The sequence below is a fragment of the Streptococcus sp. Marseille-Q6379 genome (assembly GCF_965119505.1).
This window is the reverse complement of the sequence record NZ_CBCPLV010000001.1, coordinates 1033935-1048968: the sequence shown is the minus strand read 5'-3', so window position 1 is coordinate 1048968 and position 15034 is coordinate 1033935. Positions and strand designations below refer to the sequence as shown.

General features: G+C 41.9%; 9 protein-coding genes. 8 read left to right on the top strand and 1 reads right to left on the bottom strand.

Annotated elements, in window-relative coordinates; genetic code table 11:
• Positions 1 to 5 precede the first annotated feature (5 nt).
• The 8 genes from ACWPVZ_RS05205 (at position 6) to tnpA (ending at position 14000) form a co-directional block, all read left to right on the top strand.
• Positions 6 to 821, top strand: coding sequence for an ABC transporter permease (locus ACWPVZ_RS05205; RefSeq protein ID WP_107372357.1), 816 nt, complete (start codon positions 6 to 8; stop codon positions 819 to 821).
• Positions 822 to 1082, top strand: coding sequence for a hypothetical protein (locus ACWPVZ_RS05200; protein ID WP_084915313.1), 261 nt, complete (start codon positions 822 to 824; stop codon positions 1080 to 1082).
• A 9-nt stretch (positions 1083 to 1091) separates the two neighbouring features.
• The gene (locus ACWPVZ_RS05195; protein ID WP_414341205.1) at positions 1092 to 2834 is read left to right on the top strand and encodes a DUF6287 domain-containing protein; all 1743 of its coding nucleotides are present in this window, start codon (positions 1092 to 1094) and stop codon (positions 2832 to 2834) included.
• Between the two features lie 279 nt (positions 2835 to 3113).
• Positions 3114 to 4424, top strand: coding sequence for an ATP-binding protein (locus ACWPVZ_RS05190; RefSeq protein WP_414341207.1), 1311 nt, complete (start codon positions 3114 to 3116; stop codon positions 4422 to 4424).
• Positions 4425 to 4459: 35 nt separating this feature from the next.
• Complete coding sequence (locus ACWPVZ_RS05185; RefSeq protein ID WP_073686189.1) at positions 4460 to 5833, top strand: GHKL domain-containing protein; 1374 nt, start codon at positions 4460 to 4462, stop codon at positions 5831 to 5833.
• Positions 5834 to 6078: 245 nt separating this feature from the next.
• Entirely contained in the window at positions 6079 to 9399 is a 3321-nt protein-coding gene (gene rexB, locus ACWPVZ_RS05180; protein WP_414341208.1) for an ATP-dependent nuclease subunit B, read from the top strand.
• Positions 9389 to 13042: a helicase-exonuclease AddAB subunit AddA gene (gene addA / locus ACWPVZ_RS05175; protein ID WP_454381229.1), complete on the top strand. Its 3654-nt coding sequence runs from the start codon at positions 9389 to 9391 to the stop codon at positions 13040 to 13042. Before rexB ends, addA begins: the two co-directional genes overlap by 11 nt.
• Before the next feature lie 493 nt (positions 13043 to 13535).
• Positions 13536 to 14000: an IS200/IS605 family transposase gene (gene tnpA / locus ACWPVZ_RS05170; protein ID WP_414341212.1), complete on the top strand. Its 465-nt coding sequence runs from the start codon at positions 13536 to 13538 to the stop codon at positions 13998 to 14000.
• A gap of 159 nt (positions 14001 to 14159) precedes the next feature.
• Here the strand turns inward: tnpA and ACWPVZ_RS05165 are convergent, their stop codons facing one another.
• The gene (locus ACWPVZ_RS05165) at positions 14160 to 14891 is read right to left on the bottom strand and encodes a DUF554 domain-containing protein (RefSeq protein WP_173018052.1); all 732 of its coding nucleotides are present in this window, start codon (positions 14889 to 14891) and stop codon (positions 14160 to 14162) included.
• Between the last annotated feature and the right edge of the window lie 143 nt (positions 14892 to 15034).

Below are 15034 nucleotides of genomic sequence, written 5' to 3'. Positions count from 1 at the left end.
GACTTATGAACGCAGCATTACGATTAAGTTGGTATAAATTTAAACACCACTACATGGATTTTGTTAAGGTTCTTCTGGGCATTGTCGCTTTCGAAGGCTTAATCCTCTATATTCAAGACAAGGGATTTTTGAAAGATTTCGAAACAACTCGAATGACCCTCTTTCTCTTGCTTTTTTCAACCAGTCTCTTGATTGTGGTTCAAAACAGTATTTATATTTCTAAGGAACGCTCAGTTCTCAACCGTGACTTTTTCTCAGGTTTGAGTCGTTCGGCCTTTGCCTTGGCTAGTATGGGGATTCACGCCTTCTTTGCTGTTTTGGAAACCATTGTCTTTATCCTATCTTACTCGGTCTTTAGTAAGTTCTTTGACAAGGAGTTTCCAGACGCTGGTCATATTTTTGGTTCCTACCGTTGGGAAGTTGGGATTACAGTGCTTCTGGTTTTCTTGGCGTCGCATTTTATTGCCCTCTTTATCTCAGCCTTGGTTGGCAAATCTGAGATTACCTCTGTTATCCTAGCAGTCGTTGTGGGTATCATGCAATTTTCATTGTCGGGAACTATCCTATCTTTGCCAAAAGCCATTGATTGGGTACAAAAATTTGTCTATCTAGGTTATGGCCACAAGCTTTTTGGGATTTCTAGTGACTTGTCAGACTTGCCATCTAGTTTGGCTAAGTACAGGGTCCCTGTTCCTAAGAGCCAGTTGGAGGCTTTTCAAGGGTCTACAGGCGAATTCTGGGGACAATGGTGGGCCTTGGTGCTTCATTGCCTCGTTTATGCCCTACTCTTTTTCGTCACACTTCAGAAGAAGGAGAAATAAATGCAACAATATGATGAATGGCTGATTGACTTCCAAGTTCAGCATGGCCGCAAGCCGAGCGATAAGGAAGTTGCTGAAGCTGCTAAGACTGGTTTTGCTCTTTCTAGTGGTTTGAGCAGACAGAAAAATTCTAAATTCAGACAAGTTTTGTCTAAGGTTGGTTTGGGCAATCTCAAGTTTAGCTGGTTTTTAGTTTTGGAAATTTTGCTCTTGATTTGTATTGCTCTCTTTGGCTATGTTGTAGGCTATCTATTTATCTAGGAGGACCTCATGAAACAGTTTAAACATAAAAAGTTTATCGGTTTGGCCTTGCTTGTCTTTTTGGTCTTCATGGTACTTGGAAAATACACTCAGAGCACGGCTTTTACATCGTCTTCAAGAGTTTATGCCACAACCGTTGTCGATAAGAATACCGGGAACAAGGTGCGTTTTGAAGTTCGCAAAATCAAGGGAGACAAATACGAAGTCAAAAATACTGAGACTGGGGATACTTATCAGGCTAATGCCCAAGCCGGCGAAGACCGTTCTTTGAGCTTTAAGTTGGCTGGAACTAACGGCAACTCAGACGGTACTATCCGTATCACACCAAGTATGGTGCCTGGAGGAGATGCAAAGGTTGAAATGACTGACTCAAACACCTATACTCAGGTTGAGGGAGGTTCTGAAGTCGTTGAGTCTAGCGAGGCTTCGTCTAGTTCTTCAAGTAGCCAAGTTAAAAGCATTATTAAGGATATTTTGGAATCAAGTAGTTCATCCTCTGGTAGCGACGCAAGCTCAGAGTCGTCTTCTAACGATCCAAATAAGCCAAATGCAGATATCAAGACTAAGACCGATGTCAATGGTGATAAGGAAACCACTTATATTGCAGACTATTCGACTGAGGACATTAAGTCTATCACGGAAGCTTTTGGGAAATGGCTCTATCAGTCTGATTATGCCAAGGATGCTGTTTTAGTTCAAAGTAGCTTTGACAGTATTACCAAGGTCAATGATGGTAGTCCAACCTTCCTTTCATTTAAGGCACCTAAGGAAAAAGATAGCAGCCAAACGATTACCATCCTTGCTAATCTCATCAATGCGGATGGCTATGAACATATTACTGGTGTTCCGAGTGGTATCATCAATGGTAAGGAAGTCTCAAACTATGATTTCAAGGACTATAAAAACACGGTTGATTCCTTTGCTCTAGGAATTAATGACAATAGTGGTAAGACCGCCGACTATAGCCCAACATCATCCTTCCGTCTTTATACCTTGAAGGATAAAAAACATGCTATGTATGAAGACGATGCCGCTGAACAGAAAGCCCTCTTTAAGGACTTCTCAGCTGATGATAAAACTGGTGGCAATTATAATGGCTATAACAAGCTCTATAAGGATTTGGTTGACCAAGATAAGGATTCTTACCAAATCGTTCTAGGCTCTAATGGTACTGTTTATTATGTAACTAACTACTGGAAGGGCAATTACGATAAGAAGGCTGTTCAGACCTATAAGGTAGCACCAGATGACATGCAAGAGGCTTACCAAGAGCTGCTCAAGCATTACTCTAGTGCTGGTACGTCTGAAAGCTCAGAATCTTCAAGTTCTTCACAAACATCAGAGTCATCGTCAAGCTCATCAGAGGCCAAAACAGAATCGAAAACTGAAACTAAGACCGATCAAACAGGCATGGATGTTAATGCTATCAAGGATAATAACTTCCAAAGCCTTGAAGGGACTTGGAAGAATGGGAATGGTAGTAGTTTGACATTTTCTAAGGATCAAGTAACTGCACCAACAGATTATGAGGTTCAAAATGCTAATTCCAGTCTTGAAAATGGCTACCTAAGAGCGAGCCTAAGAACAGGAATGTATGGCGCAATAATCTATTTCATCCCTAAAGGTACGACATTACCGAATGTGTCAGGAAATTATCCCGATGCTTCAGATAACACCAAAGACCGTATCCTGGTGACCCAATCAGGAAGTGCACAATCTGACGCCAAGCAATTCTACTATAAGGCTGACTAGACCTGTCAAGGGTGAAAGTCTTAAAAAAAGTAATGTTATAACCTAAAAGTTGAGATAAAATTATCTCAACTTTTTATGTTACATTTGTAACTTTAATTTAATAGTAAGTCCATCTTATATAAATAAATGGATTCTTAGAGGTATTATATACTTTATTAGAAATTTAATTATTGTGAAAACTTACAAAAAGCTATATAATGAGTAGTGTTGTAAAAAGGGCTTCCTAGGGGATTTTTGAGGAAGTTTCTTAAATCAGATTAAAGGGAGAGGGGGAAAAGAATGACTTTTATTATTGAATCGCTATTTGCTGTTTTTAAAGATTTTCATTGGCTAGTATCTATAGACACACTCTTGATTTTCTTTGTCAATTATCTGATGTTTCATGCAGCTGGTAGGGTCAAGATTTCTTGGAGGCTACTTTTATTAGGTGGTCTTTTGTCAGTTGTTTTGACTCCCCTTCTTCCTATGGGATTCAAATTTTTACTTAATCCTCTCATATTATTTTGTTTTAGTTATTACAAACGTCCAGACTTGCCATGGATAGAGCCGGTATTTAATAGCTTTTATGCCTGGGGAACAACTAATATCATTATACGGGGCTTGTCATTAATCGTCTTTCCTTTACTTTTGGGAGCCGACTTGACTAGCCGTATTCCAGAATCTTTAACGGAGTTTATCTGTGTGGTAGTTACCTATCCTATTTACCTCTTGGTTCACCGTTTTATTGGTTATGAATATTTGCAGGTCGAGGAAAAGGAGCGCTTGCGCATACACTTCACCCCTATTGTTATTGGGGTTAGCTTTGCCTTTCTTTCATATGGGCTTTTAAATGAATTCATGCCTTACTTTGCTAGTATCTGGCCTGTGGAAGTGGTTAACAATTATGCTAAGTTGGTCGTTCTATTGGCAACAGGAGCCTTCTTTATCGTTGTTTCCTATGCCAATCAGTGGATAAAGGATGAACTTTTTCTGGAGTTGAAAGAGGAGCAGGAACGTCATTTCCAGAGCTTACAGGAATCTAGTAGGCATATCCTCCATCTTTATCAGGAGTTATACCGTGATGGAGTGCCTAAGGTAGTTGTACCTAAGAAGGCTAAGACTGTTCTGGCTACTAGTCAAGAGGGAGACAGTCAAAACCTATCTGAGGAAGAAGTTCCCTTCAGCAAGGTTATGCCAGATATTCCCAACCTGCTTTCTCAATTGTTACGTTCTGTCATTGAGAGTAAGTATATGGAGTTTCATGCTGTTGGAATTGATTTTATCATGGAGGTTCCAGACCCTATATCCCCATCCCATATTGATATAGTGGATTTATCAGCTGTCCTAACGACCTTCTTGGACAATGCCTTGTTGAGAGCTCATGATCAAGAAAATAGCTTAGTTCGTCTGTCTTATTACCAAAGTGGTGAGGTTCAGGTCCTCTCTGTAGAGACAACCCTTTCGCAAGACAGTGCTGAGGCACCTCACAAGGCGTACGAGAATCATCTGTCAATCAATGAACAGCTCGAAGATATTATGGAGCGTTACCCTCAGTCTAAACTTAGCTTTAAGAATGATAAGTTCATCTATAGACAGCAATTTGAATACTAAACAACTTGTAAAAAAATATATAGAAAGGAGATTCGATGTTTGAGTCGTTTTTGGGAATAAATTTTTTAAATCTCTATAATACAGATGCCTTTCTAGCCATTCAGATTATTATAACGCTGACGATAAACTGTGCTATTTTCAAACGAATGACAGACATTCGTATCTCCTGGACGGTGTTTCTGACCTTAGCCCTGCTAGATGTGGTTCTTCAGTATAATATTAAGAGTATGAACATGATTGCTGATGTCTTTATTCTGATGGTTTTGGCTATTCTGGCTAAAGGAAAGACTTGGACGGTAACGCAGTATGCTTTTCATACCTTGTTTCCAGTGGTGACATCAGATTTGCTTTATCGTTTATTGGGACTCTTCTTTATTCCCCTTCTCTTAAATCTCCCTGTAGCTGAGGTAGGGTCTAATGCACTTTTCTATCTCTTATCTTACGGTTTGATTTTGCCACTTTATTTTGTTTTTGACCGTTTCTTGGGCTTGGATTTGAAGCGTTGGAAGGTCTATAGTGATGACTCTTTCCATAACCTCCAGATTTCTAGAAGAGCTGCCTTAGCCATGGCTACTTATTTATTGGGAATCTTTCTCAGTATGAATTTAGATGACTGGTTACCTGGTTATTCTTTAGATTTGGAATTGAGACTTCGTATGTTAGGGGTTCTCTTGTCTGCAGTGGCCTTTATTTTCCTAGTTGCTCATCTTAATCAACTGTCTAGGCAGTATTTGGAAGAGAGTTTGGCCATGGAGGAAAAACGGCATTTGAATAGTTTGACCAAGGCCAACCAAAAGATTGATCTTCTCTACAATGAATTGTTACAATACAGACAGTCTTATCAGACGGTTGTGGAACAATTTTCAGAGGAAGTGCGTGACCAGGAAGAGGCTCTTGCTGAACAGGTGTATCAGAATGTTCTTAGAGAGAGTGCCAAGGAGTTTGAACGTTTCCGTGTCATTGATAATCCTAAGCTAGAAAATATTCAATCCTTGCCCTTACGTAGTCTTCTTTCGGCTCGTATGATGGAGGCTAAACGTAGTAATATTCCAGTGACTTGTGATATTCCTGAGGAGATTTCAGGCTTTACCATGAACGTGGTTGACTTGACCTTGCTGGTGTCCATTTTCTTTAGTAATGCGATTGATGAGAGTAAGCAGGTGCCTGCCAGTCAAATCAATTTTAGTTTTCATCGTCATGATAAGGATGGGAGTTACCATTTCGTCATGGAAAATAGGACGCAAGAAGAAAAAGTTGACCTTGATGCCATTATGCAGGAAGAAAATCAGAAGAAGACCTCTGGTCTTAACCTTCACTCAGCCAAGGATATTCTTAGGAAGTATAGTGATGCCAATCTGATTACAAGCAGTGGTGATTACCTCTTCAAACAGGAATTGATTTTTAAATAAATATATAGAGCTGAATCAAAGGATTTGGCTCTTTTTTTCGTTACAGATCCATAAAGTAGGGCTCTTTGCTGTTGAGCTTATGCTTATGTCCGAAGCTTAGTACATCGGAGGAGGAAGGGGTGAGGGAGGAGTCTGATTGTTACTTCATTCTGTGTTATAATAGCAAGGATTAGTGGTTCTTAGCGCTAGGTGAATGGCGATTGCTTAGCCTAACGACTGGTGTAGAGACAAGAAAGGGACGTCTTATGAAATTACTTTATACGGATATGTCTCAGGATTTAACTGAAATTCTGACGGAGCAGGCGACTAGCTATGCTCAAAAGGGAAAGAGGGTCTTTTATATTGCCCCTAATGCCCTATCATTTGAGAAGGAGCGTAAGGTCTTGGAATACCTGCCTCAGTCAGCGTCCTTTGAGATTACGGTAACTCGTTTTACTCAGATGGCTAGGTACTTTATTCTCAATACGAGTAATCCGAAAACTCAGCTGGATGATACTGGTCTGGCCATGATTTTTTATAAGGTCTTGTCACATATGGGCGATGATGAGCTCAAGGTTTATGGTCGTTTACGCAAGGATAGTAACTTTATTAATCAATTGGTGGACCTTTACAAAGAGTTGCAGCAGGCTAATATGACAGTTCTGGATTTGCAGCATTTGGATCAGGCGGAGAAACAAGAGGATTTGGTAAGGATTTTCAGTGCGGCTCAGGATCTCTTGTTGGCGGGAGATTTCGACAATCAATCCAAACTCAGTGCCTTCTTCAAGGAGATTACCTCAGGTCACCTCGATAAGGCCTTGAGTAACACGGTTTTGGTCATTGATGGCTTTACGCGTTTCTCTGCCGAGGAGGAAGCACTGGTTGCACTCTTGAATGATAAGTGCCACCAGATTGTCATTGGGACTTATGCCAGTCAAAAAGCTTATAAGGCTAACTTTGTTTATGGCAATGTTTATCAGGCTTCAGTGGATTTTTTGAGGACTTTGGCTCAGACCTATAAGGTGACACCTGACTACGTGACGACAGACAAAGAGGGCGATCCTTCTTTTGCACGTATTAGTCGTCTTTTGGAGAGCCGTCATGATTTTAGTACGGTAGATGAGAAGGTTACTGATCAAGACAAGCAAGCCTTGCAGGTCTGGGAAGTGGTCAACCAAAAGGAAGAAGTGGCTCAGGTTGCCAAGAGTATTCGTCAGTTGCTGGCGGATGGCAAGCGCTACAAGGATATCTTGGTCCTGCTTGGTGATGAGGAGAGTTATAAGCTTCAGGTGGGTCAGATTTTCCGAAAATTTGATATTCCCTATTATTTCGGTAAGGAAGAAACCATGTCTAGCCATCCTTTGGTGCAGTTTGTGGATTCGCTAGAGCGTATCAAGCGCTATAATTATCGTGCTGAGGATTTGCTTAATCTTGTAAAATCAGGTCTTTATGGCGGTTTTACTCAAGAGGACTTAGACCTTTTTGAGTATTATGTCAATTTTGCAGATATCAAGGGGCGTCACAAGTTCTTGTCTGATTTTACGGCCAATAGTCGTGATAAGTATGATTTAGACCAGCTTAATGCCTTGCGCTCACAACTGGTAGAGCCCTTGGACAAGTTGCTTAACAGTCGCAAACAAAAGGGTTCTAGTCTGCTTAAGAAACTTGCGGTCTTTTTAGGGGCTGTACAAGTGCCAAATCAGATGGCTGCTTTGACTGTCAAGGCCAGTGAAGCTGAAAAAGAGCAGAATGAACAGGTCTGGAAGTCTTTCACCCAACTCTTGGAGCAGGTTGAGACTATTTTTGGAGAAGAAACGCTGTCAGTGGACGACTTTTTGTCCATTTTGCGTTCGGGAATGTTGGCCTGTGATTACCGTACGGTTCCAGCCACTGTTGATGTGGTCAATGTGAAGAAATACGATTTGATTCAACCACATTCAGCTCCTTATGTTTTTGCCTTGGGAATGACCCAGTCACATTTTCCAAAGGTAGGGCAAAATAAGAGTCTCCTGTCTGACGAGGAACGCAGTCGTATCAATGAGGCGACGGATGAGCATAGAAGTTTGGATATTGTCACGCAGAGCAATAGTCAGCGGGGGCATTTTGTGGCTATGTCGCTTTTCAATGCGGCTAGTGAACAATTGGTGCTTAGTCAGCCACAAATTCTCAATGAGACGCAGGATGACATATCGGTTTATTTGAAGGAACTTCTTGACCTTGGTCTTCCTTTGGTTGAAAAGGGACGTAATCGTTTCGAGGCTAAGGGTGACCAGATTGGGAACTACAAGGACCTCCTATCGACTGTTATTGCCCTTAACAGCAGCCATCTAGATGCTGATTTAGATAAGGAAACGCAGACGTTCTGGTCAGTTGCTGTGCGTTATCTCCGTAAGCGACTTGATAAGGACCAAGTCTTGATTCCAAATGTGATTGACGATGTGACGACGACCAAGGTGGATAATCAGGTCATGCAACTGGTCTTTCCGGGGGAAGAACCACTAAAATTATCAGCTTCGGCTCTGACGACCTTCTATAACAACCAATATCTTTATTTCTTGCGTTATGTTTTGGGACTTGAAGAGTTGGAGTCCATCCATCCAGATGCCCGACACCACGGGACATACTTGCACCGTGTCTTTGAGCGTGTGATGGGTGATTCTTCGTCAGAAAACTTCGATGATAAATTGGAAAAGGCTATTGCTCAGACCAATCAGGAACAACCTTTTGAAATTCTCTATACCGAGGACCAAGAGAGTCGCTTGTCTCGTCAGATCTTGGAAGATATCGCCCGTTCAACTGCCAGTGTTTTGCGTGACAATGCGGCCGTTAAAGTTGAGCGTGAGGAAGCCAAGTTTGACTTGCTTTTAGCAAATAGCATCAAGATTACAGGGATTATTGACCGTGTGGACCGTTTAACGGATGGGGCTCTGGGTGTCGTTGACTACAAATCAGGTAAAAATGTCTTTGACATTCAGAAATTCTACAATGGCCTCAGTCCGCAATTGGTGACCTATCTTGAGGCCCTTCGACAAACCTATAAGGTCGATGCTGACCAGCTTTTTGGTGCCATGTATCTCCACATGCAGGATCCACAACTTAACCTAGTCCAGTTTGGTCTGGATAAGCTAGCAGCTCAGGCTAATAAGGAATTGACCTATAAGGGGCTCTTTGTAGCTTCAGAAACAGAGCATCTGGCTGGTGGAAACTATGATTTACAAAAGACTGTCACCTATGACAAGGAGGACCTAGAAACCTTGTTAGACTACAATATTAAGCTCTTTACAGATGCTGCTGAGATTATTCGAAGTGGGAATTTTGCGGTCAATCCTTATACCGAGGATGGCAAGTCTGTTCAAGGGGATCAAATCAAGGCTATTACTCATTTTGAGGCCGACCGCCACATGGGACAGGCTCGTAAACTCTTGCGTTTACCAAGTAAGGGCAAGAAGGAAGCCTATTTGGAGCTGATGACAAAAGACGAGGACAAGAATCAGATGCAAGTTGCTGAAAATATCATCCCCTTTCCAGTCACTGATCAAGCTGTAAAAGCAGACAAAAAAGACCAGGAGGACAACCATGTTGACTAAAGCTTTTTTAAGTCCAACAGAGATTAAGGAACGCATTGCCCAAGAAGCAGCTTCTGACAAGGAACGCAAGCTAACACCTGAGCAAATTGAGGCCATTTACAGTAATGGTAGCAATATTCTTGTGTCAGCTTCGGCCGGATCAGGAAAAACCTTTGTCATGGTTGAGCGTATCCTTGATATGATTGGACGTGGCGTTGGTATTGACCAACTCTTTATCTCAACCTTTACGGTAAAGGCTGCAGGTGAGTTAAAAGAGCGTCTGGAAAAGCGTCTGACAGAGCAGTTGGGACAAGTTGAGACGGATGAAGAGCGTGCCTTTCTTTCAGACCAGATTGCCAAGATTGGGACGGCTGATATTGGAACCATGGATGCCTTCACCCAGAAATTGGTCAATCAGTATGGCTATCTCCTGGGTGTGTCACCTATTTTTCGCATCATGACAGATCCTGCTGAGCAGACACTCATGAAAAATGAGGTTTATGTTGATCTCTTCAACGATTACATGCAAGCCAAGGATGCCCAGCTTTTCCAAAAATTGGTCCGCAACTTCGCTGGAAATGGTAAGACTAGTAAGGCCTTCCGTGATCTAGTTTACGATGTCTATAACTTTTCTCAGGCTACTGCAGGTCCTGAAAAATGGCTACGTCAGAATCTCTTAAAAGGGCAGACGGATGCCAAGCCAGACAAGGCTAAAGTTGAGCTTTTAGAGGGTCTCAAAGATGGCTTGTTGGCTGATTTCTTAGCCTTCTTAAGAGACCATTTAGGCCTAGCTCAGCGTGAATTTGCCAAGGCCAAGTATCTGAATAATGTGTCAGATGCCATTAGCCTTCTGGAGGGAGCCTTGGCCAATGACCAAACCGATATGGAGGACTTGCTCAAACAACTCTTGACTCTGTCAGGAGGGACTGGCTTGACAAATATGACCCGTCCTAAAGACGAGGAACTCAAGGCCTACAAGGAATCTTACAACAAGACCAAAAATGAGTTTGTGGCCCAGCTGCGTGAGATTGATACCCAACTAACGGTCCTCGAGGTTTTGACCAAGCATAATGATGACATCCTACCTCTGTTAGAGCTGCTTCAGGCCTTTGTGCTTGATTTTTCAGACCAGTATTTACAGGCCAAGATTCAGGAAAATGCCTTTGAATTCTCAGATATTGCCCACTTTGCCATCCGTATTTTGGAGGAAAATCCAGAGGTGGCAGCCAGCTACCGTGACCGTTACCATGAAGTAATGGTAGATGAGTATCAGGACAATAGCCATACCCAAGAACGCATGTTGGAGCTCCTCTCTAACGGTCACAACCGATTCATGGTGGGAGATATCAAGCAATCCATCTATCGTTTCCGTCAGGCGGATCCTCAGATTTTTAATGGCAAGTTCCAGCTCTTCCTTGAAAATCCAGATGCAGGTAAGCTGATTCTCCTTAAAGAGAACTTCCGTAGCCAATCTGAGGTTCTTGATGCGACTAATGGTGTTTTCAGCCACCTCATGGATCAGGAAATCGGAGATATCCGCTATGACAAGACACACATGTTGGTAGCAGGTAGCGAGAAGCAAAAAGAGCCCCATCCTGAAAATGAGACTGAGGTTCTGATTTACAATAGTGATGAAGCAAGTGTGACTCCTGACGAAGAAGGTGCTGGTCAACCTATCAGTAGTGGTGAGATTTCCTTGGTTATCAAAGAAATTATCAACCTTCATAAGCAGGGTGTACGTTTTGAGGACATTACCCTCCTAGCACCAACCCGCAACACCTATCTGGACTTGATGGCAAGCTTCGAGGAGCACGGAATTCCTTTGGTTCCTGACGAGTACAAGTCAAGCTACCTAGAGTCGCTAGAAGTTATGATTATGTTGGATACCCTTCGTGCCATCAATAATCCTCTTAATGACTATGCTCTCGTTGCCCTCCTTCGTTCACCGATGTTTAATTTCAACGAGGATGATTTGGCTCGTATTGCTGTCCAGGCTGACGAAGGACAATTCTATGACAAGCTTCTTGTAGCTTGCACTAAAACAGGGCTTTATCCGGAAGTTGTCACACAAGGACTTGATGCCAAGTTGACTCTTTTCACTGAGACTCTGTCAGATTGGCGTGATTACAGTAAGTGGCACTCGCTCTACGACCTCATTTGGAAGATTTACGACGATCGTTTCTATTATGATTATGTTGGCAGTCTTCCACGAGCTGAGCAACGTCAGGCCAATCTCTACGCCCTTGCCTTGCGTGCTAATGCCTATGAAAAGACTGGTTTTAAGGGACTTTCTCGTTTTATTGGTATGATTGATAAGATCATTTCTAGCGGTAACGACCTAGAGGAAGTGACAGACTTGGTTCCTAAAAATGCCGTTAGCCTTATGACGATTCACAAGTCCAAGGGGCTAGAATTCAAGTATGTTTTTGTCTTGCAGATGAATCGCAAGTTCATTGGTCACAGTAGGGATGGACTAAGTGGTAAGTATATTATCAATCGTGAAAAAGGGCTTGGAATTAAGTACCTAGCTGACCTCAAAGATCAGATAAACACCAATTTGCCCAAGTTAAATGTTGTTCTTGAGACCTTAACCTTCCAGGAAAATCGTAGGGAAGAGCGCAGGGCGAGTATCTCAGAAGAGATGCGTCTGCTCTATGTTGCAATGACACGTGCAGAGAAAAAACTCTACCTGGTTGGTAAGGGTAGTAAGGAAAAGTTAACCCAGCAATTTGGCACGGATGTCGAAAATAATCGCCTATCAGTAGCTCTCCGTGACCAAATCGCTACTTATCAGGATTGGGTTATGGCTTTGGATACCGCCTTTATGAGAAAGGATCTCAAGTTTACTGTTCGCTTTGTTGAGGCTGAGGAGTTGACGCCAGAGGCTATTGGTCAGGTTGAAGTTAAAGCAGCAGTAGATGCTGATGATTTATCTAACAATCGCCAGACGGAAGACATTAAGCGTGCTCTAACTGTCTTAGAAAGTGTTGAAAAACTCAACCAGCTTTATGCACCAGCGATTGACCTTCCATCTGTGCGTACGCCGAGCCAGCTCAAAGCCTTCTACGAACCTGTCATGGATACCGAAGGGGTGGATATTATGGACAAGAAAGAGGAAGTGCAACCTCTTGAGACATCCACTAGCTTTGAACTTCCAGATTTTGGGCAAAAAACTAAGGTCACTGGAGCTGCAGTTGGTTCAGCTACCCATGAACTCATGCAACGCTTGATTCTTTCTGACAAGGTGACCCTCCAAGGTTTAACACAGGCCTTGAGTCGGGTATCGGCAGATGATCAAGTCAAGGCGCGTGTGCAGTTAGAAAAGCTACTAGGCTTCTTTGACACCGAACTTGGGAAGCTCATTCTAGCTAACCGTGGTAAGTTGCGTCGTGAAGCACCATTCGCTATGTTGGCAGAAGATCCCGCTAGTAAAGAAGATTTTGTCGTCCGTGGTATCATCGATGGCTACCTTCTTCTTGAAGACCGTATTGTCCTCTTTGACTATAAGACGGACCGCTTCACTCATCCTAGTGAACTTAAGGAACGTTACAAAGGGCAAATGAGCCTCTATGCTAAAGCACTCAGCCAAGCCTATCAAATAGATAAGATTGATAAATACCTTATTCTCCTAGGTGGAAAAGACTTGGAAGTCGTAGAAGTATAAGCTCTAGCCTAACCATTCTTTCATAGTGAAAGAGTGGTTTTTTGTGTCTTAATCCCACCAAAAAAGACCGGTGTGCACACACCAGTCTTTTCGATAGATTTCCATCAGTATTGTAAGTTCCTTAAAATATTAGAGGATGGAAATAGTTATGAAAAAAAGTATCTTGTAGGTTGCTTAGGCCTACAAGGGCTATTATAACAAACTCATCTTAGTCTAAACAAGGTTAGAAAAATTAGAATTAATCGCCACAAACATTACTAGTTTTTAATAGTTAGAATCCATAATAGCAATAAATAGAGACAAAAACCGTCAGCATGAGACTGACGGTTTTAGTTTATGTGACTTTAAGTCCGTTTCGCTCCGAAGGTGCGGAACAAATAAACCACCCGCTATGCGGGTGCGCATTGAAGGTTATACCGTCATAACAAAAAAACTCCAAACGAGTTACAATATAGGTGTTCAAGCCAATTGTAAAACGAAAGGAGTTAAGACTATGGCGCAAAAAGCTCACAGTTTATCACATACAAAATGGATGTGTAAGTACCACATTGTATTTACACCTAAGTATAGACGAAAAATAATCTATAATCAATATAGGAGTAGTCTGGGAGAGATTTTTCATAGACTATGCCAATATAAAGGCGTTGAAGTCATAGAAGGCCACTTAATGCCAGATCATGTTCATATGCTAGTAAGTATTCCACCACGAATGAGTGTAGCTAGTTTTATGGGATATTTAAAAGGTAAAAGTGCATTGATGATGTTTGATAAACACGCTAATTTAAAATATAAATTTGGTAACAGACATTTTTGGGCAGAAGGTTATTATGTAAGTACGGTAGGACTTAATGAATCCACAATTAAGAAATATATTCAGGAACAAGAGAAGCATGATATCGCTTTGGATAAATTAAGCGTTAAAGAATATGAAAATCCCTTTAGGGATAATGGTAAGTAATGCGAATGCCTCTTTGAGAGGCTTGTGACGAGTCAAAAGCAATAAGGCTTGAACAAAGTGAAAGCCAGCGTCTTTAGGCGCTGGCTGGTATTATGGGCTTATAGCCCTTGCTCAAACCACCCGTTAGACGGGTGGTTATGATTTATTTTAATCCTAATATCAACTAATCAAAGGAACCACCCAATTGACCCAGGCCCAGGAAATAGGCATAACCAGAATCATGGCTGGAATCATATCTGCTGTTGGGAATTGACGCAGTTTCATAATACGAAAACCGGTCGCAATCATGAGGAAGCCCCCGCAAGCCTTAAAGTCTCCAATCATGGCTTTTGTTGTTAGAGGGAGAATGAAACCAGCACTCACAAAGAGGAGGAAGAAAACGATAAATTGTGGAATGGCAATCATGGAGACGATGTAGCCTAGACTACAAGAGAAAATCATAGCCGTAAAGAAATCTAGGATAGATTTAGAAATTAAGATAGAAGCATCGCCTGTCATCCCAGACTCAAGACTCCCGTAAATTCCTGTACCACTTGCACAAAAAAGGACGATAACTGTCAAGAGCTGCGCATAAAATTCATCGTGAGCTAACCCTGTTTGCTTGCTTGGTGTAATCTTGGACAAGCCTTTTTCCATAAGCCCAGCTCCCTTGTTGATGAGGTTTCCAAATTTTAGGGCCAGCCCAACGATGGTACCGATAACTACTGCAAAGATAACCGCAGGCATATTAACCATATTCATAATAGCGCTAATCCCCATAACCATAGAGGCTAGGCCAAAGATAAGGTTAAGATTCTCCTTGAAGTCTTCTCTAAGATAGTCGCCAAAGAGACCTCCAGCGATTCCTCCTAGGATAATTGATAGCGAGTTGATGATAATTCCAGTTGGCACCAGTGATTTTCCTCCTATTTGTTTTAAATACTATAAGTTTAGCATTATCAAAGACCGAATGCAAAATTGTCTCGTTTTTACAAACGTTTTATTGAAATTGTACCTTTGAAATGATACAATAAATGAGAAGGTAAGGAAATAGC

Excerpts from the sequence above, each read along its gene's own strand:
- ACWPVZ_RS05195 (WP_414341205.1), top strand. The coding sequence starts at position 1,092 with ATGAAACAGTTTAAACATAAAAAGTTTATCGGTTTGGCCTTGCTTGTC.
- ACWPVZ_RS05190 (WP_414341207.1), top strand. The coding sequence starts at position 3,114 with ATGACTTTTATTATTGAATCGCTATTTGCTGTTTTTAAAGATTTTCAT.
- ACWPVZ_RS05205 (WP_107372357.1), top strand. The coding sequence starts at position 6 with ATGAACGCAGCATTACGATTAAGTTGGTATAAATTTAAACACCACTAC.
- addA (WP_454381229.1), top strand. The coding sequence starts at position 9,389 with ATGTTGACTAAAGCTTTTTTAAGTCCAACAGAGATTAAGGAACGCATT.
- ACWPVZ_RS05200 (WP_084915313.1), top strand. The coding sequence starts at position 822 with ATGCAACAATATGATGAATGGCTGATTGACTTCCAAGTTCAGCATGGC.
- rexB (WP_414341208.1), top strand. The coding sequence starts at position 6,079 with ATGAAATTACTTTATACGGATATGTCTCAGGATTTAACTGAAATTCTG.
- tnpA (WP_414341212.1), top strand. The coding sequence starts at position 13,536 with ATGGCGCAAAAAGCTCACAGTTTATCACATACAAAATGGATGTGTAAG.
- ACWPVZ_RS05185 (WP_073686189.1), top strand. The coding sequence starts at position 4,460 with ATGTTTGAGTCGTTTTTGGGAATAAATTTTTTAAATCTCTATAATACA.